Below are 25858 nucleotides of genomic sequence, written 5' to 3'. Positions count from 1 at the left end.
CTAAGCAGACAAGTCAAACCTGATTTCACGGAGTGCGAACAGCAGAAAAACAACACGGCCAGCGCGCGCAGAGCAAAGTATCTTGAAATTTGATTGCATAGTCAATATTATTGCAGGCAACGAGTTACGCGCGACCCGCGCCACCCGAGACCATGTTCTGACCGATTGCCTGCACGCCGCGAACCCGCCGTGCGAAAAGGATTTCCCCGATGCTGTACCTCAAAAACACGCTTGGCGGCCTGAGCCGCTCCCTGACCGATTCCGCGCTGAGCACCTTCAAGGGGCCGCACCGCTGGTGGAAACTCGCACTGTTCGCCGTGCTGTTCGTGCTGCCAGGCGGATCGGTGGGCGTGGCGGCGCTGGCGTGGGCCGAGCATCGGCGGGCACGCAAGAGTGTCAAGAGGGCGAAAGTCGCGAAGGTCGAATTGACGGCCGCGCCGCTTCCCACGGTCAACACCGCCGTTGCGCAAAAGCACGTCGGTCCCGTCGGCGCCTGCCAGGCGCGCGGCGATGCGCCCTGCCGGGCTGCGGCCGGCAAGGGGCTCCGCCAAGCCAAGTCGACCGAATCACGCGTGTAAAGGTCTGCCCGGTAACAGCGCGTAACCTTCGCGACAGCCTCAGTAACACACCTGCCACCTTCCTCGCATTACCCTTTCAGTTTCCCGCGCCCAGCGGGCTCATACGCTAACATTCCCGCAGACCAGTATCTCGCTCGGCGTGCCGCCCTCGGCCGCGCTGCGGCGTCAGAAGGAATTCATTGCATGCAGTCTGATCGAATCTCGCGCGCGCGGACGCTTGCGCCTCGCGCCCTGACCATTGCTGTCGCAGCGGCTCTCGCCGGCCTGCTGTCCGCCTGCGTGGTCGGCCCCGACTACAAGCGGCCCGCAGCCGCGATCCCGGCTTCATATAAGGAAGCCGCCCCCGGCTGGAAAGTCGCCGAACCGGCCGATCAGCACGATCGAGGCGACTGGTGGACCATTTACGAAGATCCGCAACTCAACGCGCTAGAAGACCGGCTGAACACCGCGAACCAGACGGTCGCCCAGTTCGCCGCCGCCTACCGGCAGGCGCGCGCGCTGGTCGGCGAAGCGCGAGCAGCGTATTTCCCCACCATTGGCGCATCGGCGGGCGCCACGCGTTCCGGCAACGGGTCGTCGTCGAGCGGTAGTTCGAGCGCCACGACGAGCCGCTCCGGCGTCAGCAATAGTTTCAACGTGCAACTCGACGCAAGCTGGGAGCCGGATCTGTGGGGTTCGGTCACCCGCTCGGTCAACTCGCAGAAGGCCGGCCAGCAAGGCGCCGCGGCAGACCTCGCCAACGCGCGGCTATCCGCGCAAGCCACGCTCGCCCAGACCTATTTCTCACTGCGCGCGCTCGACTCGACTCAGAAATTACTCGACGACACCGTCGCGGCTTACCAACGCTCGCTGCAACTCACGCAGAACCAGTACGCGGCCGGCGTCGCCGCACGCTCCGACGTGATTCAGGCGCAAACGCAATTGCAGTCGGCGCAGGCAGCCGCGATCGACAACGGCGTCCAGCGCGCCCAGGACGAGCACGCGATCGCAGTCCTGGTCGGTGAACCCGCCTCCACGTTCTCGATTCCGCCGATGCCGCTCACCGCCACGCCGCCCGCCGTGCCGGCGCAAATGCCGTCGGCGCTGCTCGAACGGCGGCCGGACATCGCATCGGCGGAACGCAAGGCGGCGGCGGCAAACGAGCAGATTGGCGTCGCCATCGCTGCGTTTTTCCCGTCGCTGACACTGTCCGCGTCCGGCGGCTTCGAAAATTCGGTGTTCTCGCAATTGCTGACCGCGCCGTCGCGCTTCTGGACGCTCGGCCCGCAGCTCGCCGCAACCCTCTTCGACGCCGGTCTGCGCCAGGCCCAGACCGATGCCGCCCGCGCCGCCTACGACGGCGATGTCGCGAGCTACCGTCAAACGGTGCTGGCCGCGTTCCAGGACGTCGAGGACAATCTCGCGTCGCAGCGCATCCTCGAGCAGGAAATCGTCGTGCAGCGGCAAGCGGTGGATTCCGCGCGTCAGGCGCTCGCCATCGTCACGAACGAGTACAAGGCGGGCACGGTCGGCTATGTCAACGTGCTGACCGCGCAAACCACCGCCTTCACGGCCGAGCAGAAACTGGAAAACATCGCCGGACAGCGGATGGTGTCGTCGGTGGGTCTGGTGAAGGCGCTGGGCGGCGGCTGGGACGCGTCGCAGATGAATCGCGAAACGGGTGATGTGGCAGCGCCGCTGCCGGCGTCAGCGGCTGCACCGGTTGCCCAAAACGGGGCGACGCCGCCTTCGCAGATGCATAACGAGTAGGAGCGCTGGCCGTCGGCGCAACGCAAAAGAGGCGTGACCGCATTCTCGACGGTCATGCCTCTTTTTTTGCATCGGCGCCTGAAGGCGCTAACAGGTTCAGCAGTTCCCAGGGGCTTCTCGCGCAGAGCGCCAGCAGCCCCTGCTAACGACGTTCATGCCGACGCTCGACCACCCCCCGCGCGGGAGCGCCCGGCAATCCGCCTCAGTGCACGAACGTCAATGCTACCGTGTCCGGCCCGCTCGGCCGCCCCAACAGGTTCAGCAATCCCGCAAGGTTATCGCGTGCCTCCGGCGCGGCGCTGGCCGTCCCGCGAAAAGACGTCGACGCCGCCGACACCGTGCCGTTGCCGGTCAGCATCAACGGGCCCTTGGTGGTCGTCAGATCGAGCGTGGACGACTCGCCCTGAGCCTGAAACAACACCCGGTACGAGCCGAGCGGCTTGACCATCGAGACGCGCGAGCTGACGTCGGTCAGCGTGACGGTCAGTTGTCCGAACGCCTCGCGGTTGAAGCTGCGCCAGTCCGACCACGACAATTGCACATTGCCCTGCAGATCGAGCGTATTGAAGGGCGCCCCAAGGCCGCTCAGCAGCGAAGCCGGTACGGCGATCGTGCCCGGCGTGACAGTCGCGCTGCGCGGCGAGGCGTCGACCGTGATCGGCTCCGGCATCGCCTCGCTGTGCCGCATGGTCATGCGTACACGGCCGGTAAAGAGCGGCCAGAAAGCCGTATGCCATTCGATCCGGCCAGGCAGCAGGGTCGCCGCGCTCATGTCGGAGCCCGCGGCCAGCATTAGCGTGGCCGAGCCGTGCCACAGCGAGCCGGCCGGATTGACGAGATTGACGTGGCCGCGCGTCTGTTTGGCGAACTGCGGCGTGATCCAGGCGGCCGGCAGCATTGCCAGCATCACGACTGCGGCGGACAGCAGCGCGACCACCAGCCAGGGAAGCGCGACGCGCAGGCGCCGCATCCAGTAAGTCATGCGAGATCCTGTGACGGCACGGGCGCGGTTATTTTCATTTCGCGGTGGACGGCTGCAGCGACGCCGTCAGATCCACCTGGCCGTCTTCCTTGAGCGCCGTGGCGTGGGCCTCCGAAACTTGCACCTTGAACTGCTTGCGCACGTCGTCGACCCAGTTCGTCCACGCCGGGAACGACGCGTTCTTCAACTGGATCTGGACCGCGTTGCCGATCACCTGGATCTGCGTCGCCGCAAGGCCATGATCGTTGAGCGAAGCGGTGAGGGCGTCTTTCAGCGCGGCGCCGGTCGGCGCCACGCCCTGAGCCGCCGCCGAGAGTTGCCGCGCTTCGTTCGCCTGCGCGGTCATTTGTGCCAACTGCCGCTGCAAGGTGGGCAGCGATTCATGCAGATGCGTGCGTCCTTCCTGCGCGGGCGCCCACAGCACCGACCACGCGATCACCACGGCGAGCACGCCACCGCCCCACGCCAGCAGGGTTTTTTCGCGCTCGGTGCGCTGGTCCCAGAATCCGGCCCATGTTTGAGCAAGTTCAGCTTTCATTGTCCGTTCCTGATGGTCCACTTGCCGGTGTTGCTGTCGATCGCGCCGCTCAGCCCGTTGCGGCCAAGGCGCTTCGAGAAGTCGGGATCGAGTTTGACCTCCGGCTTGAAGGTCACGTCGAGCCTGCGGTCGTGATAGTCGAGCGCGGCAATGCCGTTGACCGGCACCGGCGCCAGCGAGCGGGCGAGGCCGTCGGCCAGCGGCAGGAAATCGTCCGGCGACAGTTCGCCCGCCGCGACGCGCAACTGCTGCAATTGGCGCGCCATCTGGTCGGGGGCATCGAGCACGACGGTGGTTTTGGGGAAGGTATTGAGCAGCAGTTCGGTCATCTGCGTATTGATCGCGTCGCGTTGACGCGCGAGCAACAGCCACTGCACGTTCGCGCCGACGATTGCGATCACCAGCGCGCCGACCGCGAGCCACGCCGGCAGGCGCAGACGCCGCAGGGTCGCGCGGTCGAGCCGCCACGGCTGCGAAGCGAACTCGAACTGGCACAGGTCGAAGCGGCACTCCAGCGCGCGCCGCGCGAGTTGCTCGAATGGCAACGGACTGGCGCCGTGGATATATGCGGCCAGCCGCGCCGGACTATTCGTGGCGAGACTCGGCTCATTGCCGGGCACTTCGGTGAGCATGTACAGCGAGACCGGTGCCGCGCCCGCGAGCGCGCCGAGCGTCGGGTTCACGGCGCTGGCCGGCACGGCCAGCCCTTCGCCTTGCACGCCGCGCGCGATCGCCAGTTCGACGCGCGGCACACCGCTACCCGCGGCGCTTTCCAGCGCGCCTTCGAGCAGCATGGCGGGGGCGGTCTGCACCACGGCGCCGAGCACGGCGGCCACCATCGGCACTACGGACGCAAGGCCGGGCGCCACCACCGGCGCAACACCCGGCAGAGACGTGGCCACGCCGGCGGCGCCCGCCAGGGCCGGCTCACCGGCGTTCACCATTTCCGCGACTTCGGCGGGCGCATTGATATCGAGCGCGGCCGCCTGCGGCAGGCAGCGTGTTACCGGCACCGCGCGCAAGCTGCGGTGACCGGCGTTGGCGAACGATTCGCAGACAAAACGGAACCAGCCGCGGTCGATGATCGCCAGCAACTGCCGGCCGCCCGCGAGCGGTTTCGGATCGACCGCAATGTGGCAGGTCTGCGGATCCTGGATCAGTTGATCCTCGACGATATTGGGCAGCGCCTGACGCAGCCGCGGGCCGCGCAGCGGCGGCAGCGTGGCGGGCATCATCAGCAGGTCGCGCGCGGCGACCATCAGGACGGCGATTGAGGCGCGCGGCAGCAGCGCGAGCGCCGAACGGCCGGCGCGCTGGGTGCGCCCCGACTTGTCGAGCAGCACGAACGGCAACTCCGGCAGTTGCCATTCCTGCGACGGCACCGCCGGATCACGCGGCGGCAATAGAACGATCAGCGTGCTCAAAGGCCACTCTCTCTGGGAAAGGCGTTATTCATAGTTGGTCTTCTACTCGCACGATACGCGTAGTGTGAGTCAATGCGTCGCGATAGACGAGGGTCGTGCGGTCCACCTCGGCGCGTTCGTGCTGCACGCGGCCGTGGATCAGAAAGTAATTCGAGTTGACGTCGAGTTCGCTCGGATCGATCGAGACCGACTGCGCGCCCGCAGCTTGCAGCGCGAGTTGCACGTCGCCGGCGTTCCGAAAAAACACGGTTTGCCGCCGCGCGACGAACGCTTGCGCCCCCGACACGCTCATTCCCGGCACCACTGCCGCGATCACTTCGGCGGAGGCCGTATTGACGTTGACCGCCGAGACGGTCGGCAGCACGGTGACGAACGGCCGCAAGCGCGCGACCATTTCGGGCGTATAGCCCGGAATGTCGAGCAGCGAGTCGACGTTGATCAATTGCAGAGGCGCGTTCGCCGCGCTGTCGTTGCTGTCCTCGATGCCGGGTTTGTCGGTGAAGCTGCCGCCGGTGGCGCCGCCTTGAACCTGCGGGGTCGCGGTCGTGCCGTTCGTCGACGTGACGGTCTGGAAACGGGTTGCCGATTGCGCGAGGCTCGCGCGGACCTGGACTGCCGTGGTTTTTGCCAACTGGCTGTTCAGGCCGAGCGATACGAGCAGGCGCTGATAGGCGCCGACCTGGTTCATGTCCAGTTGCATCACGCCGGGTGCCGGGCTGTCGACCAGATTGCGGAGGTTGAATTTCGCCTGGGCGTCTTCGATTGAACCCGATAGATAGGTTTCCGCGCCTTGTTCGGCTCTGACTTCGCCGATCTGGCCGAGGAAATCGGACAGGCGGGTTTTGGCGATGGGGACGCCCCATAGGCCGCCCAGGTAGGTGATACCGGCTGAGGTGTCGCCCTCCGAGCGGAGAATCAGACGCGTCCAGTCGAGGGCGCCTCGTGCGACCCATTGGGCCTGGGATAGGAGGCGTTGGTTTTCTATCCGGCGGATCTGGACTTGTTGGCGCCAGAGCATGCCGGAGACGAGGATTGCTGATAGGGCGACTACTAGTAAGGCGCTGATGATTGCTACGCCTTTCTCGTTTGGTTGGATTTGTTTTTTGTTGGCCTTTCCTTGAATTGTGTGTGGTCTATTAGCGTTGCCCCCGTGCGGGGCGGCACCTACTTTCTTTGCCGCCGCAAAGAAAGTAAGCAAAGAAAGCCGCTTCACACCGCCAATGCTAAGCGGATCCCCCGCACAGTCACGGTAGTGGCACATCTGGAATCGGTCATCTCGCACACTCACCGCCCGTGACAAGGCAGTCATACTTCGCGCCTCGCACCAGGTGCTCGCCGGAACGGCTCGCGCGGAACACCATTGGGTGTTCTTGCCTTTGTGGGCGCCATCGGTCTCGCCTCGGTGGGGAGCGGAAACGGATCGGCTGTAGTTTGAGGTACTGCGGTGTGCAGCAAAACACCGTTGGTTTTCATGTGTACCGCTCGGCGCGCGCAACGCCGCCGGAACGGATGACGGCCTGGTCACGGGCGTATGTCGTGCGAGGGATCGTTCGTTTATCGCACCACTACCGTCACTGCGCAATGGACCCGCTTGTACGTTAGCGGTGTGAAGCCGCTTTCTTTGCTTACTTTCTTTGCGGCGGCAAAGAAAGTAGGTGCCGCCCCGCACGGGGGCAACGCTAATAGACCACACACAATTCAAGGAAAGGCCAACACCGCAAAAAACACCCCCCAAAACCCGCCACGGAGACAAAACAAAACCCTTCATTTCACTCTCCGACGAGAAAAACCCGAGTAACTGGCCGAGCCAAAGAAGTCGCCCCAACACTCACCTGCAACCCCGTCACCGACCGCGGCAGCGGCGCACTCCCCAACTGGGGCACTTTCAGATTATTGTCCGCCTCCGTAATCGCACTCTGCACATCGCTCATCTGCGTAGTCCAACCCACCTTCGGCACATACACCTGCGCCGAAATCGCCCCGACCCCGCCCATCAGGGGCACGCTACTCCATCCTTCACCCTCACCACCGCGCAGCGCCCGCCGCAACTCGCCCATATTCCCCAACGGCGGCGAAGCATACCGAACCACTCGTCCGCTGGACACCCGATACCGCACCACCTGCAAGCGCGGCGCCGCGCCCGGCAAGTTGATCTGCCGCACGATCTGCAACACGCTGGCGGATACCGACACGGCCGCCTGCCCGGACTCGTCGTCCGATGCGGCCTGGCGCGCGTCGATCCGCATCTGGTCGAATAGCTGCGCGAACACGCGCTCGTCTTCCATGGCGTTCGTGATGGTCTGCCGGCCGCGAATGATCTGGTCGAGCCCACGCCACGACAGCACGGCAATCACCGCCAGAATCGCAATCGCCACCAGCAATTCGATCAGCGTGAAACCGCGCGCGCCCCTTGCGCCGAACGGGCGGCGGCGCTCAGAGCGAACGGTTGTTTTCATTCGCGACCACCGTCACCATCTGAGCCAGATTGCCGGACCCGCCCGGCATCGTCACCATCACTTCCACACGACGAAACACCGGATTCGGCGTTGCCGTCACATGCTCCGTACAGATCAACTGCAAGTTGCCCTGCGAACAATCGAAGCTCGTCGAACCCACGTTCGGCCACGCATGCGCGAGATGCAATTGCGCCAGCGTGTTGTCCGCGCTCCAGCCTGCCAGCAACCGGCGATGCAGATCGGCCTCGCCACTCGCGAGACTGCCCACGGCGCGCAACGACGCCGCCAGCGCCACCGCGATGATCGCCAGGGCGACCAGCACTTCGATCATCGTAAAACCGCGCTGCGCGCCGTGAACCGTTTCGCGAGCCGTCATGCTCCTGCAACGACGCATCTCAATGCACCTCGTAGCGGCCATTGCCGGTGCCGACAATCGTCGCGCTCCCGACTGCCGAAAACAGCGTGATCTGCACCGGCACGTCGATCGCCTCGGTACCGAATACGAGCCGGCTGGGTTGCGTATCCGAGCCGGGATAATTGATGCTCACGCCTGTCACGCCGCCTTCCCAGTGACGCGGCCCAAGCAGATCGTCACGCAGCGGACGCCAGCCGTCTTCGGTACGCAGGTCGAAACGGAAGCCGCCTTCGACCGGTTGCCAGGCGATCGGCCGCGCGCGCACCTGCGCTTCGTCGCCGGCCGATTCGAAGAGCAACGCGAGACGCTGTGCTTCTTCGTTGAGGTCGGTGCGCGGATTGCGCGTGATCGTCAGCGCGGTCAAGGACACCAGCAGGCCCGCAATCACCAGCACCACCAGCATTTCCAGCAGCGTGAAACCCGCCGCGCGTTTGCGGCCGCCGTACGCGCTCGCGCCACGTGAGCGGCGCACGCCATGAAAACGCGCGCCGGCACACGCCGCGCGCGGCAACGAAGCCATACACGGCGAGCCCACACGGGACTTGCAAGCGGACAATCGCATAGTGCCGGCCACGAACAATCAACTCAAAATCGAACCACGCTGCATTGAGGAACGCGCGGGGTTCAGGCCGCCGCGCGCCGGAGAATCATCGACTTCCTACTGCCACGAGCCCACGTCGGCATCGTTGCCTTCGCCACCCGCCTTGCCGTCCGCGCCATAACTGAACACGTCGATCTCGCCGTGCACACCCGGATTCAGATACTGATACGCGTTACCCCACGGATCGTTCGGCAGACGTTCGAGATAACCGCCGTCCTTCCAGTTGTTCGGCACGGGGTCCGTGCTCGGCTTTTCGATCAGCGCGCGCAGGCCTTGCTCCTGGGTCGGATAACGGCCGTTGTCGAGACGGTAGAGTTTCAGCGCCTGCATGACCGTGCCGATGTCCTGCTTGGCGGCCACACGCCGCGCCTCGTCGGGACGGCTCATGATCTTCGGCACGATCAACGCGGCCAGAATGCCCAGAATCGCGATCACGACCATGATTTCGATCAGCGTGAAACCGCGCTGACGACGGCTACGCGGACCCGCGATTTCATGACGGCGAGTGCTCGACAGTTGCATAGCTTGCTACCTCTTTTCAGATGAAATTTTCGACTGGGCGGGATTCGTATTTCAGCAATCAGGTGCCATTGAACACGCCCGGCCGGTCATTTTAATGTCATGGAGTTGAAGGGTCGTCAGAAAACGCCGGGCTACTCCAGGTTTGCTCACCCTCTCTGGGATCGAGCTCGAAGCGCGAGGCTAAGGAAGCCCTTTCAATCCAACGCAATTTTCACAATAGTCCGTACAATGATGCGCATGAACGCCATCCAAATCCGCCTTCTGTCGCTCGCGCTGTTCGCCGTGTTCTGCGCGACGCTGACCTATTGGGTCATCACGCTCAGCACGATGTCCGGTGCGCCCTTGCCCGCCGCCGCCGCGCATGCGCAGGTCTCGACCGACCAGGCCGCCACGCTGTTCGGCGGCCAGCTCACGCGCAGCGCCAACCAGGACGTGCGGCTGTTCGGCATCCTCGCGTTGCGGGAAGGCGCCGCGGCTATCGTCAGCGTCGGCGGCGAACCACCGCATGCGGTGTCGCTCGGCAGCGCGCTGATGCAAGGCGCCAAACTCTCCGAGGTCCGCGCCCGCTCGATCATCATCGACCGCAATGGCGCGCACTCCGAAGTGTTCCTGCCGGCCAACCCCGCCGGTCCCACGATCTACGTGCGCTGAAACAAGGCGCCGAACAGCAGCTTCGTTCCGACCGATTGCGCGTTCGCCGCGCCGATACCCGGCGCCGCCCCTCGCGCAATCCAGTTTCTTTCCCGGCCTTACTGCACCAGGTTGTTCAATTCGATGATCGGCAGCATCACCGCCAGCACGATCACCAGCACCACGCCACCCATCGCCAGAATCAGCAACGGCTCCAGCAGACTCGTCAGGAACATCGTGCGGCGTTCCAGCTCGCGCGCTTCGCCGTCGGCCGCGCGGTCGAGCATCGTGGTCACGTCGCCGGTCGCTTCGCCCGAACGGATCAGGTGAACCAGCACCGGCGGAAACGTCTTCGTATTGCCGAGCGCGCGCGACAACGACGTGCCCTCGCGAACGCGCACGATTGCGTCGTCGATGTTCTCGCGCATGGCGTTGTTGCTGAGCGTTTCGGCGGCGGCTTGCAGCGCGCGCAGAATCGGCACGCCAGCCGCGGTCAGAATGCCGAGCGTGCTCGCAAAGCGCACGGTGTTGTAGCCGCGCACGAGTTTGCCGAGCAGCGGGGCAGTGAGCAGCCAGCGGTCGAAAGCGAGGCGCGCGCCGGGCTGCTTCAGAATCGAGCGCACCAGATACATCAGCACGACCACGCCGATCAACATCGCCCACCACCAGTTCCGCACGAACCCGGACAGCGCCATCATCGTGATGGTGAGGAAGGGCAGTTGCTGCTTGGTGCTGGCGAACACGTTCACCACCTGCGGCACCACGTAGCTCAACAGAAACGTGACGATGCCGAAGGCGATGAGCGTGACGATCGCCGGATACGTGAACGCGAGCACGATCTTCTGCTTCAGCGCATTGCGTTGCTCGATATAGTCGGCGAGCCGCGACAGCACCAGACCGAGCTTGCCGGTATGTTCACCGGCCGCGACCAGCGCGCGGTAGATCTCGGGGAAGTCTTTCGGATGCTGCGTCAGCGCATTGGCGAGCGAATGGCCGCCGAGCACTTCCGCGCGGATCGACGCCATCAGTTCGCGAATGTAGTCGCGCTCCGATTGCTCGGTCAGCACCGAGAGCGCTTCGTCGAGCGGCAGGCCCGCGATCAGCAGGCTGGCGAGCTGGCGCGTCAGGATCGCCTGCTCGCGTTGCGACAAACGCCGCCCCAGCGACAGCCGTTGATTGCGCTCGCCGCGCGTACGCGTAGCCGCCGGTTCGACAACGAGCGGCGTCAGTCCCTGCGAACGCAGATTGGTCCGCGCGCCGCGCGCGCTGTCTGCGTCGAGCACGCCTTTTTGTGCCTTGCCCGCCGCGTCGATCGCTTCGAAACGAAATGCCGGCATGCGCTTATGCTCCGCCCGTCACGCGGATCACTTCTTCGAGCGATGTCAGCCCGGAAGCGAGCCAGCGGTCCGCATCCTCGCGCAGCGTGCGCATGCCTTGCGCGCGGCCGGCGGTGAGGATTTCCGCATCGGCCGCGTTGCGGTGAACCAGCGTGCGGATGTGGTCGTCGATCAGCAGCAGTTCGTAGACGCCGCGACGTCCCGCATAACCGGAGTGGCCGCACCGCTCGCAACCGACCGGATGCCAGCGTACGCTGCCGTCTTCCTCCACACGCTCTTCGCGACACACCGGGCACAGACGCCGCACGAGCCGCTGCGCCAGCACGCCGAGCAGCGACGACGCCAGCAGATACGGCTCCACGCCCATGTCGGTCAGACGCGTCACGGCGGAGGCCGCGTCGTTGGTGTGCAGCGTGGCGAGCACGAGGTGGCCCGTCAACGAGGCCTGCACCGCGATCTGCGCGGTCTCCAGGTCGCGGATTTCACCGATCATGATGACGTCCGGATCCTGCCGCAGAATCGAGCGCAGCGCCCGCGCGAAAGTCATGCCGATCCGCTCGTTGACCTGCGTCTGGCCGATGCCGGACAGGTCGTATTCGATCGGGTCTTCGACCGTCATGATGTTCGTGGTCGCCGTTTCGAGCCGCGACATCGCCGCATACAGCGTGGTCGTTTTACCGGAGCCGGTCGGCCCGGTCACCAGCACGATGCCGTGCGGCCTGCCGATCAGCTTGTCGAACTTGACGAGCGTGTCTGGCGCCATGCCGAGCGCTTCGAGATTCAGGCGCGATGCGTCTTTCTCCAACAAACGCAGCACCGCGCGTTCGCCGTGGCCGGTCGGCAGCGTCGAGACGCGCACGTCGACCGGGCGGCCACCCACTCGCAGCGTGATGCGGCCGTCCTGCGGCAAGCGCTTTTCGGCAATGTCGAGCTGCGCCATGATCTTGATCCGCGAAATCAGCGCGCCGTGCAGCGCTTTCTTCGGGCGCACCACATCGCGCAGCGTGCCGTCCACGCGAAAGCGCACCACAGAAGAAGTCTCGAACGGCTCGATATGAATATCCGACGCCTGTTCGCGCGCCGCTTGCGTGAGCAGCGCGTTGATCATGCGGATGATTGGCGCGTCGTCTTCCGACTCCAGCAGATCTTCCACCTCGGGAATGTCCTGCATGAGCCGCGAAAGATCGACTTCGCCTTCCACTTCGCCCACCACTTGCGCAGCGCTGCCGTCCTGGCGCGCGTACGCCTGGTTGATCGCCTGCGCGAGTTCGTCGGCGGGCAGACGTACGATCGACACGGCGCCGAAGTTGCGCGCCACTTCGGAAAGCGCGGCGTCGCTCGTGCGTTCGCTGATCCAGACTTCGAGGCTGTCCGCATGCTGATGCGCGACCAGAATCTGGCCGGCACGCGCAAAACCGTACGGCACGAGCCGCGCGGCGATCGCCGACGGCGCCTCGCGTCCGGCATGCTCCGTCGCGCCCGCGGACGGAATTACCGTGGCTTGTGCCGCAGCACCGGTTCGCGTTGCTGCCAGCGACGCGGACGCTGACGGCGGCATGGACGGCGTACTCACGGCCGCACTCCGGGCGAAGCAGTGGAAGGCGACACGGTGATCGGGCTGCTCTGCACGGCAGGCCCAACGGTAGCAGGACTGCTCTGTAGGGGAGTACCGGTAGTGGCCGCCGCGCCGTTCGTGGCAGCACCGCCGTTAGCCGGCGCAGGCGCCATCTTCTGCCGGCGCATCTTGTCGAGATCGAACAGATTCATCTCGGGCGAACCACCCTGGCTCGGACCGATCGGCATGGGCGGCACCACCGGGTCGTCATTGTCCTTCATCAGGTTATTGTCCTGCCTGTACGCGCCCTGCACGCCCTGAATGTAGTCGTAGCGATTCGACGTCACGGCCTGGGCCGTACCACGATCGCTGATGATCACCGGGCGCAAAAACACCATCAGGTTGGTCTTGTTGCGGGTCTTCTGTTCCGAGCGGAACAGTTGGCCGATCCACGGAATATCGCCGAGCAGCGGCACCTTGCTGTTGCTGACCTGATAGTTGTCCTGCATCAGGCCGCCCAGCACGATGATCTCGCCGTTATCGGCCAGCACCGTCGACTGGATCGAACGCTTGGTGAATTCCGGGCCCGCCGGATTGGTCGTGGCGTTGGTGGTGCCGGTCACGATCGCCGAGTCTTCCGTATAGAGCTGCAGCTTGAGAATGCCGCCGTCGGTGATTTGCGGCTTGACGTGCAGCGTCAGGCCCACGTCCACGCGATCGTAAGTGTTGAACGCCGAGGTAGCGGTCGAGCTCGTGAGATTCGAATACGAACCCGTCTGGATCGGCACATTGGTGCCGACGACGATCTTGGCTTCTTCGTTGTCGAGCGTTATGAGGTTAGGCGTGGACAGCACGTTCGCGTCGGCGGTCTGCGACAGCGCCTGCAGCAGCGCTCCGAGTCCCTGCACACCGAAAATGTTGTGGATCCAGCCGATATTGAGGCCCTGCTGGAGACCCTGGGTGCCGATCGCGCTAGCGAGACCACCGGTGGCCGCACCGGCTGCCCCGGCCGCGACGGCGCCCGCCGTCAGATTGACGATGCTGTTGCTGCTGCCGGTCTGCAGATTGGTGCCGGCGAAGATCGAATTGTTCGCGACCTGCCACTGAATGCCGAGGTTGCCGCTCGTGTTCGAGTTCAACTCGACGATCAACGCCTCGAGATAAACCTGCGCGCGACGTGCGTCGAGCTGGTCGATCACAGCCCGCAGGTTGCGGTACACCGGCTCGGCCGCCGTGACGATCAGCGAGTTGGTTGCGGCATCCGCCTGGATCATGCCGCCCGCCTGATTGTCGTCGCTCTTGTCCTTGTCGTTACCTAGCAGGCCGCCGGAATTGGAACCCCCGCCCGCGCCGTAGCCGCCCCCGCCGCCCATCGGCGACGCCATCGAGCCACTGCCCAGACCACCCGACGGCAACGGCGGCGTACCCGACGTGCCGGTCGAATTGTTGCCGCCCAACCCGCCACCGCCGTTCTGGTTGAACGAATTCGCGTCGTTCGAGTTCGCCGACGAGCCCGTATCGCCGCCTTTGCCGAACATGCCGCGCAAGGTCTTGGCGAGTCTCGTCGCGTCCGCGTTGCGCAGCGGCACGACGTGGATGTTGCCGGGCATCGTGGTCGGCGTGTCGAGTTCCTTCGCCAGCTGCTTGGCCGCCGCGAGACGCGCGCCGTTCGACGCGCGGATCAGCAGCGAGTTGGTGCGCGGATCGGCCGTGATCGAAACCTTCAACGTCGCATCGGTGCTGCCGATCGAACCCGGATCGAGCATCTTGGAGAGTTGCGTGGCGATGTCGATCGCATTCGCGTTCTTCAGTTGCACCACTGATACCGACTGGCCCGCCGCCGTGTCCACACCCGCGATGATCTGCGCAATACGCCGCACGTTGTCGGCGTAGTCGGTGACTACGATCGTGTTGTTGGCGGGGTAGGCCGCCACGGTGTTGTTCGGCGAGATCAGCGGGCGCAGCACCGGCAGCAGATTGTTGGCCGATTCGTTCTTCAGCACGAACACCTGCGTGACCACCTGGTCGCCGCGCGCGGTAGGCGCGTTGCCGACGTAGGTCGGCACGCCTTGCAGCTTGGCATCGGCCTCGGGCACGACTTTCAGCACGCCGTGGTCCTGCACCAGCGCGAAGCCCTGCATGCGCAGCGCGGACTGCAAGGTCTTCAGCGCCTGATCTTCAGGCACCGCATTTTCCGACACGAGATTCAACTGACCTTTCACACGCGGGTCGACGATGATCGTTTTACCGGTTGCCGCGCCGATCGCCTTGGCCACCTGGTCGATGTCGGCGTTGACGAAGTTGAGTGTCACCTGTGCCTGTGCCGTCTGCGCGGTGATCAAGCCAGCCACCAGCAGCGCCGTTGCGACGCGACGCAAAACCATACGATTTCTTCTCATGGAATAGGGTATTGATGCCGACAGCCGTAGCCGCCGACGGTCATGCAGTGCGGACATGGGAGCAGGCCGCCGCCCTGTCGATCTGCAGGCCGGCCTCGCGGACGATCATCGCCCTCGCTGCCCGCCGCCCGATGTCCGAAAAAAATGAACAGTACCAGTTTTTCATGTCGGATTTGTCACAAAACAAACTGTGCGTGCGATTCCTCTAAAGATCGCCCCTCATTGTCAAGTAACTGAAAGCTAATGAGATGTTCCGTGACGCGCAAGAGATGTGCCGTTTTCTGCGTGCTTATGTCGGTTAGCCAACTTGACGGAGGTCTGCCTGCCGGTATGATACGAGCCGATCGAGTCCCTGGTTGCGGGTTGCCGGCGCGGGTTTTCCCCGATGTCCGACAAATGCCCGGCCAGCGTGGCCCGACGGCTGTCGGCGGCTGAAGTATGGCCGACGCGATCCCTTACCGAACCTTACTCTTGCGCATTACTTAGTGGTCTTGACCGATGAAACGCTCCTTCGTCACTGTCACTGCGGGACTTGCCGTGCTGATCGCAGCAGGGTCGGCGCACGCCGATTGCTTTGACGAAGCCGCCAGGTATCAGAAGGTCAACCCCCTGATTCTGCGCGCAATCGCGTGGCAGGAGTCGCATAATCGGCCCGACGCGCAACATAAGAACGCCAACGGCTCGATCGACTACGGCGTCATGCAGATCAATTCCGTCCATCTGCCCACGCTCGCTCAGTACGGCATCTCGCAAGGCACACTCATGGAGCCGTGCAAGAACGTCTATATCGCGGCATGGCATCTGCGCCGCCAGATGAACAAGTACGGCAACACCTGGCAGGCCATCGGCGCATATCATTCAGAAACCCCGGCACTGCGGGACAAGTACGCGCAGCAGATCGTCGCGATCCTGCGCAAGTGGAATCTGATGCCGGCTGCGCGCTGATCCGGCCCGCTGATCTGACCCATTCCGCGGCCGCTGGCCGTTTTGATGCACAATGCGGCTTCGTGCCGCCGCCGGGCTTCGAGCGTCATTCGGGTTACGCAGTCATGCGACCCCAAGCCCGGCACGCCTTCCAATCCTCCAGCTTTTCCGTACTGCGATGAACCAGCCGCTACTGCCCGTCACCGTGCTCTCCGGTTTTCTGGGCGCCGGCAAGACCACGCTCCTGAATCACATTCTCGCGAATCGCGCCGGTTTGCGCGTGGCCGTGATCGTCAACGATCTGGCCGCCGTTAATATCGATGCGACACTCGTGCGCGACGCCGCCGCGCTTTCTCACGTCGAGGAGCAACTCGTCGAGTTGTCGAACGGCTGCATCTGCTGCACGCTGCGCGACGATTTGAGGGTCGAGATCAAGCGTCTCGCGGCCGAGCAACGCTTCGACGCGATCCTGATCGAGTCGACCGGCGTGGCCGAACCCATGCCGATCGCCGAAACCTTCACCTTCGTCGACGACGAAGGTGCGTCGCTGTCCGACGTCGCGCGACTCGACACGATGGTGACCGTGGTCGATGCATTCAACTTCCTGCGCGACTACGGTTCGGCCGACGCGCTCGCCGAGCGCGGCATCGCGGCGAGCGAAGAAGACGACCGCACGCTTGTGGAGTTGCTGATCGAGCAGATCGAATTCTGCGACGTGCTGGTGGTGAACAAGGCGGACCTGGTCAGCGCGGACGAACTCACGCGCCTGCAGCGCATTCTCGGCCGGATCAACCCGCGCGCGGTGCAGGTGGTCGCCCGCTTCGGCGAGGTGCCGCTCGCGCAGGTGCTGAACACCGGCCGCTTCGATTTCGACGAGGCATCGAGCGCGCCGGGCTGGCTGGCGTCGCTCAATCATGAGCATGACCACGAGCACGGTCACGCCCATCACGGTGAAGCGGACGAATTCGGCATCGGCAATTTCATTTACCGCGCGCGCCGGCCGTTTCACCCAGAACGCCTGTGGGCGCTGCTGCATCAGGAGTGGAAGGGCGTTCTGCGCAGCAAGGGCTTCTTCTGGCTGGCCACGCGTAACGATATCGCCGGTTCGCTCTCGCAGGCGGGCGGTGCTTGCCGGCACGGCCCGGCGGGCATGTGGTGGGCCGCTCAGGATCGCAGCGAATGGCCCGACGGCGACGACGAACTGGCCGCCGAAATCGCCGCGGACTGGTATGGCGACCCGGACGATCTGAGTATTGGCGACCGTCGCCAGGAACTGGTCATGATCGGTGTCGGCATCGATCCGGCTGTCTGGACCGCTAAGTTCGACGCTTGCCTGTTGACCGATGAGGAATACGCGCAGGGACCGCAAGCCTGGGCGAAGCTCGCCGATCCGTTCCCGGCCTGGGACTTCGACGAAGATGATCACGATCACGATCACGATGGTCACGGTGATATAGTGCATCGCCACGACTAAGCGGCCTCTTGCTGCCGGCGGGATAGTCGCGACGCTCGCCGCTATCCCGTGCCCCCTGCCCAGCGCGAAACGCGCAGGCGAAAAAAAACCCGCCGTTGGCGGGTGTCAACTGCCTGGCAGTAGTCTGCTTAGCGCTTGTTGACTGCGTCTTTGAACGCCTTACCAGCCGTGAACTTGACGGTCTTGGCGGCCGGGATCTTGATAGTTTCGCCGGTCTTGGGGTTACGACCCGTACGTGCTGCCCGCTTGCCCGAACCGAAGCTGCCGAAGCCGATCAACTGGACCGCATCACCCTTCGACACAGACTTCTTGATCACTTCAAGCAACGTGTCCAGCGTTTCACCGGTTTGAGCCTTGCTGGCGCCCGTCTGTCCAGCGACGGCGTCGATCAGTTCCTGTTTGTTCATTAAGGTTCCTTTCTGAGTTTAGGTTGACACGAACAGCGCGAACGCGCCGATTATACGTGCGCGGGCCGCGCCGTCGAGCAGCTCCAGCTCCGGATCCCCTCCGGACCAATAGCGCCGGACAGATAACCGCCCGTCGGCCGTGCTGCCGCTCCCTTCGCGGCGCTTGCTATGATAGCGCAGCGCAAACCCAATCAGGATAAGGGTTTCGAAGAATTACGCGGTTGCGCAGCGGATATTGCAACGAAACCGCCGTTTTTGCTCCCGGCGACCTCTAACCGAGGGCTCAAACCCAGTACGGACGGGGCTTGGCGTTGGTTTTTGCCAACGTTCGGCGGGTCATTTTCCGCCGTCCGGCGAGCCAGGCGTGGGCGGCAACGTTCACGCGCGTATGAGAAAACGCCGGGCCGCCCCAAGTTTTCTCACGCCCTTGTGGGGGTCTGGCGCGCAGCGACAGGTTCCGGAGGGCATTTTTCCGAGCGTCATTTTCCCTCGCGCATGACTGATCCGCTGATCCCCGCCGTCCTCGCTTTTCGCGACAACGGCACGCCTTTTTCGCCGCTCTACGACGACATCTATCACAGCGCCGTGGGTGGTCTCGAACAGGCTCACTACGTTTTCCTGCGAGGCAATGCACTACCCGAGCGGTGGCAAGGCCGTCGCATTTTCACCGTGCTCGAAACCGGCTTCGGCATGGGCATCAACTTTCTGGTGACCTGGGCCGCGTGGCGCGCAGATTCCTCACGCTGCGAGCGACTCCATTTCGTCTCGACTGAGAAACATCCGTTTACCGTCGACGATTTACGCAAAGTGTATGCGGCGACGATTTCCGATCCGGAGATCGCGGACCTGGCGCAAGCGCTCGCGGATGTCTGGCCGATGCTCGTCCCCGGCACGCATCGGCTTGAATTCGAGGAGGGGCGCGTCGTACTCACGCTCGTTTTTGCCGACGCACAGGACAGCGTGCCGGCCTTGAGGCTGCGCGCCGATGCGTTCTACCTCGACGGTTTCGCGCCGGCCAGGAATCCCGAACTCTGGACTCCTGCGATCTTCAAGGCGCTCGCGCGGCTGGCCGGCGAGGGTGCCACATTCGCCACCTACAGCAGCGCCGGCGACATCAAACGCGCGTTGACCCAGTGCGGTTTTGAATACCGCAAGGTGGACGGTTTCGGCTGGAAACGCGCGATGCTGGTCGGCCACTTCGCGCCGCGCTGGCGCGTGCGGCGTCATGAGCCGCCCGCGGCGCTCGTGGTCGACGAACGGCATGCCGTGGTGATCGGCACGGGCCTCGCCGGCTGCGCGGTGATCGAGCGGCTGGCCGCGCGCGGCTGGCGCGTCACGTCGCTCGAACGGCATGCAGCCGTTGCTCAGGAAGCGTCCGGCAATCCGGCAGGCGTGTTCCACCCCATGATTTCCCGTGACGACAGCGTCGCCTCACGCGTCACGCGGGCCGGCTTCCTCTATTCGCTCAGGCATTGGGCTGCGCTCGAACGGCTCGGCCACGGACCATCTCGCGGCAGCAAGGGTCTGTTGCAGATCGCCGCGGATGACGAGGAAGCCTTGTCGATCAGCGAAGCGATCGCCGCGGCAGGCTATCCATCGGAGTACGTGACGTCCGTCCCGGCAGACGAAGCTCAACGGCTGGCCGGCATGCCGCTCGCGCACGGCGGCTGGTTCTTTCCGTACGGCGGCTGGATCGATCCTGCATCGCTCTGCGCCGCGCAGTGCGCCGCGGCGGGTTCGTTGCTCGAACGCCGCTTCGGAGTGGACGTCGCGCGGGTCGAGCGGGCGGGCGGTCAGTGGATCATCGTCGACACGGCGGGTCAGGTTGTCGCGCGTGCGCCGGTGGTGATCGTAGCGAGTGCTCACGATGCCGCGCGCATCGCCGGTTTGCAGCACGCGCCGACTCGCAGCATTCGCGGCCAGCTCACGTTACTGCCGGCCGGCATGGTGCGTCCGCCGCTCGAGTTGCCGGTGATTGGCGAAGGCTACGCCGTACCGCTTGCCAACGGCGTCACGCTGACCGGCGCCACCTATGAACTCGACGACTCCGACACGTCGCTTCGCGCGGATGGCCATCTGGAAAACCTGGCGCGCGTCGCGCAGATGTTGCCGGCGTTTGCAGGCATCGTCGATCGCTCCGAGTCGGCGGCGTTGGCTGGGCGCGTCGCGTTCCGTTGCGTCACCAGCGACCGCATGCCGATGATCGGCCAGCTCGCCGACGAAACCCTAGCAGCACGCGACACCCAGCGTCTGCGGGGCGCATGGCCGCTCGATCTGCCGCGCACAGACGGCCTGTACGGCGCGTTTGCCTACGGTTCGCGTGGGCTGGTGTGGGCAGCGCTCGGCGCGGAACTGATCGCCTCGCAACTGGAAGGCGAACCGTGGCCGCTCGAACGGGATCTGGCTGAAGACATCGATCCCGCGCGCTTCCTGTTGCGCGCACTGCGTCAGGGGACGGTGAGATAACTGCGTTAACGGCGGCCCGCCGGGCACCTTTGCCCGACCCGGTTATCCACCGACACTTGTGGATAACCGCGCCGTTTACCCGCGCAACTCATGTGGAACCGTTGTGGACGTAAACGGGGTAACTCCGCTGCGGCCGGAAATCACAAAAAGTTGCTCTTGTATACCCGCCGCTCCCGCACATGCTGTGCATCCGGTTATGCGGCCGGCAAACCAATGATTCGTTTCGGTAAACAGGAGTTATCCACAGAAACCGAGGCGCTTTGTTAACTGTTACTACGTATACATACGGTAAACCTGTAAACAGAAAGGCCGTGGCTGAAACGGCGCTCATCGGCATAGCTCGCACCCCGCTATCTGGGCAGACGCTTCCCCCGCTATGTCCCGAAAAACACATCTGCCATCTTCAAACTAGCCGCGCACGCGGTCGATTTCAGGCCTAAAACGGTCGCTTTTTCCTCATGTCGCCGAGATAACGTACGTTTTTACCGTTTTGTCAGCACGTTCGTGTCTTTTCGGTCGAGGCTGAAAAAGCTATGGCACAATCGCCGTTCTTTTCCGCGTCGTGCCTTGCCTCTACAGCGGCACACGCAGCAAACGGAACGGTGCGGCTCAATCAGAATCTGATTCAAAGTCGACGGCGTTCTTTTTCACCGTGCCGGTTGCTACGGCCACACCCGAATGCGTCAGGCTCCCTGCGGCTGCGGCGCATTCAGATCATCCGATCGTTGAAAACTCGCAACGCTGGCCATGCGAAGCGATCGCGACAGTGAGCGCTTCATGCGTCCACCCGCTCGCCGGTGTTTGCGCCGGTTCGTGTCGTCCGCCGTTGCTGCAAAGGAGAACCCATTACGATGAATTCGGCGTTTTCATTTTTTCCAGCCTGGCCGCTTTCACCCGACGCCATTTTTTGGGCTGGTCTCGCATTGCTCGCGGCAGGTCTATGCGGTGAGCTTTGCTATCGCGCGTGGCGTTTGCCGCGCATTTCCGGGTATGCGGTCATTGGCCTCGTCGCCGGCGCGGCCGGCTCGGGCGTAATCGATGCGGATTCCGCGAGCGCCGCGCGTCCGTTGCTCGACGTCGCGCTCGGTTTGCTGCTGTTCGAACTCGGCAGCCGGCTCGATTTGCGCTGGATCCGTCGCAATCCCTGGCTGATTCTGTCGAGCGTGGCCGAAGCCACGCTGACATTCGCGCTGGTTTTGCCGGTTTTGCTGTTCCTGAACGTGCCGCTGATGGTGGCTACCGTGCTCGCCGCGATCGCGATGGCGACTTCGCCGGCCATGGTGATTCAGCTCAAAACCGAATTGCGCGCGGAAGGCCAGGTCACGCAGCGTCTGCTGACCTTGACGGCACTGAACAGCATGTATGCGGTGGTGATTGAAAAGCTCGTGTCGAGCTGGCTGCATCAGGAGGTCTATGGCAACGTATTCGCGACCATTTTGCAGCCGCTTTATCTGCTGGTCGGCTCGCTCGTGCTTGCATACCTGCTCGCGCGCACCTGCACGTTCTTTTATCGACGTCTGAACATGCAGGACGAGCATTCGTTTGTCGCGCTGTTCGGGCTGGTGCTGCTGGCTATCGCTGTCGCGCATCTGTTCAAGCTGTCGACGATTCTCGCGCTGCTCGCCGCCGGCATCATCGTGAAGAATCATGAAGCGCGTCCGCAATTGTGGCCCCAGCATTTCGGCACGGCCGGCTGGTTGTTGACGGTGATTCTGTTCGTGCTGACGTTGACTTCGTTCGAATGGAAAGACATCGCGCTAGGCGGTGTCGCGGCGCTGGGTCTGATTGTTGCGCGCCTCATTGCGAAACTGGTCGGCGTGCTGGCGTTTGCCAAGCCAAGCGGTTTGAACTGGAAGCAGGGCATGGCGCTCGGTTTGTCGCTGTCGCCCATGTCGGCGCTCGCGTATCTGCTGGTCGACGATACCTACAACCTGTATCCGAACTTCGATCCGCAACTGCGGGCTATCGTGATGTGCTCGATTTTCGTGCTGCAGATTCTCGGGCCGTGGCTCGTCTATCGCAGTCTCGCGATGGTGGCCGAACGGCGCGAAGAGTAAGCGCGAGCCGGTCAGCGCAGTGCGCTGACTGAAACGCGGAGCCCGAGACCCGAGGCTCGATACTTGAGACGCTTTATCCAACCTATATTCGATTCAAAAACGGCCGGGCATGTGACCTGCACACGGACCCACGCCCGGCCGAACTGACCCAGGGGACGCCATGTCACTCGAACCCTTCATCGATTCGAAACCGTTCACATTCGGTGTCGAACTCGAGATGCAGATCGTCAACACGCACGACTATGATCTGACCAAAGCCGGCTCGGATCTGCTGCGCCTCATCAAGGACGAAAAGATCCCCGGCAACATCACGCCGGAAATCACCGAAAGCATGATCGAGCTGTCGACCGGCATCTGCACGACGCATGAGCAGGCCGTTGCCGATTTGCGCAAGATTCGCGATACGCTGGTTTCAGCGGCGGATCACCTGAACGTCGGACTGTGCGGCGGCGGCACGCATGCGTTCCAGCAATGGAGCGAGCGGCAGATCGTCGATACGCCGCGCTTTCAGTATCTCTCCGAGTTGTACGGCTATCTCGCCAAGCAATTTACGGTGTTCGGCCAGCACGTGCATATCGGCTGCCCGGATCCGAACAGCGCGCTCTATCTGCTGCATTCCATGTCGCGCTTCATTCCGCACTTCATCGCGTTGTCGGCATCGTCGCCGTTCGTGCAGGGTGTCGATACCGGTTTTCATTCGGCACGACTGAATTCCGTGTTCGCGTTTCCGCTGTCGGGCCGCGCGCCGTTCGTGTTGACGTGGGACAGTTTCGAGGAATATTTCTCGAAGATGGTCCACACCGGCGTGGTCAACAGCATGAAGGATTTTTACTGGGACATCCGGCCGAAGCCCGGTTTCGGCACGATCGAAGTGCGCGTCATGGACACGCCGTTGTCGGTGGATCGTGCGGCGGCGATTGCCTGCTACATCCAGACGCTTGCCCGGCATCTGCTGCTCGACAAACCGATCACGCCGAAGGAAGACGACTACCTCGTCTACACCTTCAATCGTTTTGAAGCATGCCGGTTTGGTCTTGCCGGCACCTGCATCAATCCGCAGACGGGCGAACGCAAGACGATTTCCGAAGACATTCTCGAAACGCTGGACCGGATCGCTCCGCACGCCGAAGCGTTGGGTTCGGGCAATGCGCTGGCCGAAATCGGCGCGATTGCGCGCAGTCAGGTCAATGACGCGACGTGGCTGCGCGGCGTCGTCGAACGGGAAAAGTCCTTGCATGAAGCCGTCAGGCAACAATGTCTGGAGTGGCGCGCCTAGCCGGAAACAGGGTTGCTCACGGCAAATCGTAAGAAAGCCCGCCTCGAGCGGGTTTTTTTCAATAAATTAATTTCCAGCTCGGCATGTCCAAGGTTTTTATAAAGTTGACGTATACAGACGTAGTAGTAGTTAACAAGCATTGCCCCGGCCTGTGGACAACTGAATAATTCCCTGCAAAGTCAATGCGCTGCGTAAACCATAACCAGGCTGATCGAGGGTGCGTCGAGGCCGGTATACGAGGACAACTTCGGGCCGGCCAAGCCGGCTTCGCCGCTTATCAAGAATCGGCACACAGGCTGTCCCTGCGTTTTCCCCGGGTTATCCACAGCTTGCTTTGGATAAGTTAGCTGTACGATTCGCCGCTCTCGCATAGAATGTCGTTTTCGCTGCTTTGCCTTGCAAGGCGGTAAATTTTTGAGATAGTTGAAAACCGTCTTGTCCGCGGTTGGGCGAGGCTACCCCACACAGGCTACGGGCGCGGTCGGCGAACGGTTCGCCGGCATCGTACGAAAGCTGTAAATAAACCAATCGAAGATTATGAGCGAAGGCGTATACGGAGAACAGGCGACCGGGCGGGTGACCCACAGCCTATTGCGATTGAGCACGGCAATGCGAAGCCAGGCTTGGGAATGGGCGGAAGGCGCTGGCCTGACACCGACTCAAGGCGAAATTCTGGTTTTGTTGATGCAGCGCAAAGGCCCGATGCGTCTCGGCGAAATTGCCCGTGAAACGGCCCTTACCGCCGCGACGACCAGTGACGCAGTCAGCACGCTCGAGACCAAAGGTCTGGTCGAAAAGCGCCGTGCCCTCGATGACGGCCGCGCCCTCGCGGTCCGCCTGACGGCACGCGGCCGCACGGCTGCAAAGCGCGCTGCGCAGTGGCCGGACTTTCTGGCCAAAGCGGTCGGCACGTTGCGTGACGAGGAACAGTCCGTGTTCTATCGCACGCTGCTCAAGACCGTTCATCAGCTGGAAGCGCAAGGCACGATTCCGCCGCACCGCATGTGTCTGAGCTGCACGCACTTCGAGCCGAGCAAGAACCCGAAGAAGACCCCGCATCATTGCGCGTTGCTCGATCTGAAGATGTCGGATACGGACCTGCGCCTGGATTGCTCGGTGTATGAGACTGCCGACGTTGCCACCCAGAAGAAGACCTGGAAGATCTTCGCCCAATAAGGCGGTTTCTTCCGGGACAATCCGCTACACTGCCAGGCCGGCTCCGGCGGGCGGCACATGCCGCCAGTGAGCCGGTCGGCGCCGCATGGCGGCAAGTCTTTAGTCAACGTGAAGGTGGGACAGGCCGATGAATCACGAAGTTCTGGCCATTCGCCACGTGCACTTCGAGGATCTGGGCAGTCTTGAGCTGGTGCTCGGCGAGCGCGGGCGCCCGGTCCGTTATCTCGATGTCGGCTTTGCCCGCATCGAGGCGCCGAACCCCGTCGCCGCATCGTTGATGGTGGTATTGGGCGGCCCGATCAACGCAACCGACGACGCGCTTTACCCGACGCTCGTGCCGTTGCTCTCCATGATCGAGAAGCGCATCGCGGCCGGTTTGCCGACACTCGGCATCTGTCTTGGCGCCCAGTTGATTGCGCGCGCGCTCGGTGCCCGCGTCTATCCCGCTGGTCGCACTGAACTCGGTTGGACACCCCTCACGCTGACCGACGCCGGCCGCGCTTCGCCGGTGCGCCATCTGGACGGCTCGCAGACCTCCATGCTGCACTGGCACGGCGATACCTTCGATCTGCCTGACAACGCCACGCGTCTTGCGTCGACGCCGGCATGCGAAAACCAGGCGTTCGCCTGGGGCGGCCATGTGCTGGGGCTGCAGTGTCATCCGGAGATCCGCACCGACCGCTTCGAACCCTGGCTGATCGGCAACGCCGGTGAGCTTGCGGGCCACGGTATCGACGCGCGCCAATTGCGGTCCGAGACCGCGCAATTCGGTCCCGCGCTCGAAGCCGCCGCGCGCCGGATGTTCGGCGAATGGCTCGATCAGGTCGAGGCGAAAGCCTGAAGGCGCGTGCCAGCAGTAAATTATTTGCGGTGCTATGCTCGATCGCTCTTG

The 25858-nt window shown here is 63.6% G+C and carries 23 protein-coding genes; 11 read left to right on the top strand and 12 right to left on the bottom strand.

All coding sequences use genetic code 11. The annotated features are described in order from the left end of the window. Positions 1 to 209: 209 nt before the first annotated feature. Together PDMSB3_RS20130 and PDMSB3_RS20125 are read left to right on the top strand one after the other, a co-directional pair. The gene (locus PDMSB3_RS20130; protein WP_007180083.1) at positions 210 to 578 is read left to right on the top strand and encodes a hypothetical protein; all 369 of its coding nucleotides are present in this window, start codon (positions 210 to 212) and stop codon (positions 576 to 578) included. A 183-nt stretch (positions 579 to 761) separates the two neighbouring features. Then, positions 762 to 2327, top strand: a complete 1566-nt coding sequence (locus tag PDMSB3_RS20125) for an efflux transporter outer membrane subunit (RefSeq protein WP_007180082.1) — start codon at positions 762 to 764, stop codon at positions 2325 to 2327. A 202-nt stretch (positions 2328 to 2529) separates the two neighbouring features. Here the strand turns inward: PDMSB3_RS20125 and PDMSB3_RS20120 are convergent, their stop codons facing one another. The 8 genes from PDMSB3_RS20120 to gspG all read right to left on the bottom strand — a co-directional run bounded on the left by PDMSB3_RS20120 (position 2530) and on the right by gspG (position 9265). After that, entirely contained in the window at positions 2530 to 3309 is a 780-nt protein-coding gene (locus PDMSB3_RS20120; RefSeq protein WP_165187275.1) for a type II secretion system protein N, read from the bottom strand. Between the two features lie 34 nt (positions 3310 to 3343). Continuing rightward, a complete protein-coding gene (locus tag PDMSB3_RS20115) occupies positions 3344 to 3847 on the bottom strand; it encodes a type II secretion system protein M (protein WP_007180080.1) in 504 nt (167 codons plus the stop codon). Beyond that, positions 3844 to 5271, bottom strand: a complete 1428-nt coding sequence (gspL, locus tag PDMSB3_RS20110) for a type II secretion system protein GspL (RefSeq protein WP_007180079.1) — start codon at positions 5269 to 5271, stop codon at positions 3844 to 3846. The genes PDMSB3_RS20115 and gspL overlap by 4 nt, the downstream gene beginning before the upstream one ends. A 28-nt stretch (positions 5272 to 5299) precedes the next feature. Next, positions 5300 to 6580, bottom strand: a complete 1281-nt coding sequence (gene gspK / locus PDMSB3_RS20105) for a type II secretion system minor pseudopilin GspK (RefSeq protein ID WP_232064231.1) — start codon at positions 6578 to 6580, stop codon at positions 5300 to 5302. Between the two features lie 460 nt (positions 6581 to 7040). Beyond that, positions 7041 to 7727 (bottom strand): PulJ/GspJ family protein, encoded by a 687-nt coding sequence (locus PDMSB3_RS20100; protein ID WP_007180077.1) that lies wholly within the window; start codon positions 7725 to 7727, stop codon positions 7041 to 7043. Then, complete coding sequence (gene gspI / locus PDMSB3_RS20095) at positions 7705 to 8121, bottom strand: type II secretion system minor pseudopilin GspI (protein ID WP_007180076.1); 417 nt, start codon at positions 8119 to 8121, stop codon at positions 7705 to 7707. The genes PDMSB3_RS20100 and gspI overlap by 23 nt, the downstream gene beginning before the upstream one ends. Before the next feature lies 1 nt (position 8122). Next, positions 8123 to 8662, bottom strand: coding sequence for a GspH/FimT family pseudopilin (locus PDMSB3_RS20090; protein ID WP_165187273.1), 540 nt, complete (start codon positions 8660 to 8662; stop codon positions 8123 to 8125). 138 nt (positions 8663 to 8800) lie between these two features. Next, positions 8801 to 9265 (bottom strand): type II secretion system major pseudopilin GspG, encoded by a 465-nt coding sequence (gene gspG / locus PDMSB3_RS20085; protein WP_007180074.1) that lies wholly within the window; start codon positions 9263 to 9265, stop codon positions 8801 to 8803. Positions 9266 to 9502: 237 nt separating this feature from the next. Here gspG and PDMSB3_RS20080 point away from each other — a divergent pair, with 237 nt between their 5' ends. Beyond that, positions 9503 to 9916, top strand: a complete 414-nt coding sequence (locus tag PDMSB3_RS20080) for a type II secretion system protein N (protein WP_035518470.1) — start codon at positions 9503 to 9505, stop codon at positions 9914 to 9916. A gap of 98 nt (positions 9917 to 10014) precedes the next feature. On the opposite strand, the gene gspF is transcribed toward PDMSB3_RS20080, so the two are convergent. From gspF to gspD, 3 genes are read right to left on the bottom strand one after another with little or no spacing between them, the layout of a single operon-like run. Then, on the bottom strand, positions 10015 to 11232 hold the full coding sequence (gene gspF / locus PDMSB3_RS20075) for a type II secretion system inner membrane protein GspF (protein ID WP_007180072.1): 1218 nt from the start codon (positions 11230 to 11232) through the stop codon (positions 10015 to 10017). A 4-nt stretch (positions 11233 to 11236) separates the two neighbouring features. After that, complete coding sequence (gene gspE, locus PDMSB3_RS20070; protein ID WP_165187271.1) at positions 11237 to 12805, bottom strand: type II secretion system ATPase GspE; 1569 nt, start codon at positions 12803 to 12805, stop codon at positions 11237 to 11239. Then, complete coding sequence (gspD, locus tag PDMSB3_RS20065) at positions 12802 to 15171, bottom strand: type II secretion system secretin GspD (protein WP_007180070.1); 2370 nt, start codon at positions 15169 to 15171, stop codon at positions 12802 to 12804. The genes gspE and gspD overlap by 4 nt, the downstream gene beginning before the upstream one ends. A 29-nt stretch (positions 15172 to 15200) precedes the next feature. On the opposite strand from gspD, the gene PDMSB3_RS20060 reads away from it, so the two are divergent. The 3 genes from PDMSB3_RS20060 (at position 15201) to PDMSB3_RS20050 (ending at position 17584) form a co-directional block, all read left to right on the top strand. Then, positions 15201 to 15395: a hypothetical protein gene (locus PDMSB3_RS20060; protein ID WP_007180069.1), complete on the top strand. Its 195-nt coding sequence runs from the start codon at positions 15201 to 15203 to the stop codon at positions 15393 to 15395. Between the two features lie 289 nt (positions 15396 to 15684). Further along, positions 15685 to 16131, top strand: a complete 447-nt coding sequence (locus tag PDMSB3_RS20055; RefSeq protein WP_007180068.1) for a lytic transglycosylase domain-containing protein — start codon at positions 15685 to 15687, stop codon at positions 16129 to 16131. Between the two features lie 157 nt (positions 16132 to 16288). Further along, positions 16289 to 17584, top strand: a complete 1296-nt coding sequence (locus tag PDMSB3_RS20050) for a GTP-binding protein (protein ID WP_165187268.1) — start codon at positions 16289 to 16291, stop codon at positions 17582 to 17584. 128 nt (positions 17585 to 17712) lie between these two features. Here the strand turns inward: PDMSB3_RS20050 and PDMSB3_RS20045 are convergent, their stop codons facing one another. After that, positions 17713 to 17991 carry an HU family DNA-binding protein gene (locus PDMSB3_RS20045; RefSeq protein WP_006050811.1) on the bottom strand — a complete coding sequence of 93 codons (279 nt, stop codon included), beginning with the start codon at positions 17989 to 17991 and terminating at the stop codon, positions 17713 to 17715. A gap of 495 nt (positions 17992 to 18486) precedes the next feature. Here PDMSB3_RS20045 and mnmC point away from each other — a divergent pair, with 495 nt between their 5' ends. From mnmC to PDMSB3_RS20020, 5 genes are all read left to right on the top strand, one after another. Continuing rightward, complete coding sequence (gene mnmC / locus PDMSB3_RS20040) at positions 18487 to 20457, top strand: bifunctional tRNA (5-methylaminomethyl-2-thiouridine)(34)-methyltransferase MnmD/FAD-dependent 5-carboxymethylaminomethyl-2-thiouridine(34) oxidoreductase MnmC (RefSeq protein WP_165187266.1); 1971 nt, start codon at positions 18487 to 18489, stop codon at positions 20455 to 20457. An 851-nt stretch (positions 20458 to 21308) separates the two neighbouring features. Beyond that, a complete protein-coding gene (locus PDMSB3_RS20035) occupies positions 21309 to 22514 on the top strand; it encodes a cation:proton antiporter (RefSeq protein ID WP_165187264.1) in 1206 nt (401 codons plus the stop codon). Positions 22515 to 22674: 160 nt separating this feature from the next. Continuing rightward, entirely contained in the window at positions 22675 to 23790 is a 1116-nt protein-coding gene (locus PDMSB3_RS20030; RefSeq protein WP_007180064.1) for a YbdK family carboxylate-amine ligase, read from the top strand. 537 nt (positions 23791 to 24327) lie between these two features. Further along, positions 24328 to 24966, top strand: coding sequence for a MarR family winged helix-turn-helix transcriptional regulator (locus tag PDMSB3_RS20025; RefSeq protein ID WP_007180063.1), 639 nt, complete (start codon positions 24328 to 24330; stop codon positions 24964 to 24966). 127 nt (positions 24967 to 25093) lie between these two features. Further along, a complete protein-coding gene (locus PDMSB3_RS20020) occupies positions 25094 to 25807 on the top strand; it encodes a glutamine amidotransferase (protein WP_007180062.1) in 714 nt (237 codons plus the stop codon). The last annotated feature ends 51 nt before the right edge of the window (positions 25808 to 25858 follow it).

Origin of the sequence: Paraburkholderia dioscoreae, assembly GCF_902459535.1 — a bacterium.
In the GTDB taxonomy this organism is placed as follows: domain Bacteria; phylum Pseudomonadota; class Gammaproteobacteria; order Burkholderiales; family Burkholderiaceae; genus Paraburkholderia; species Paraburkholderia dioscoreae.
The sequence above is the reverse complement of the archived record's forward strand: the minus strand, read 5'-3'. Positions and strand labels throughout refer to the sequence as shown.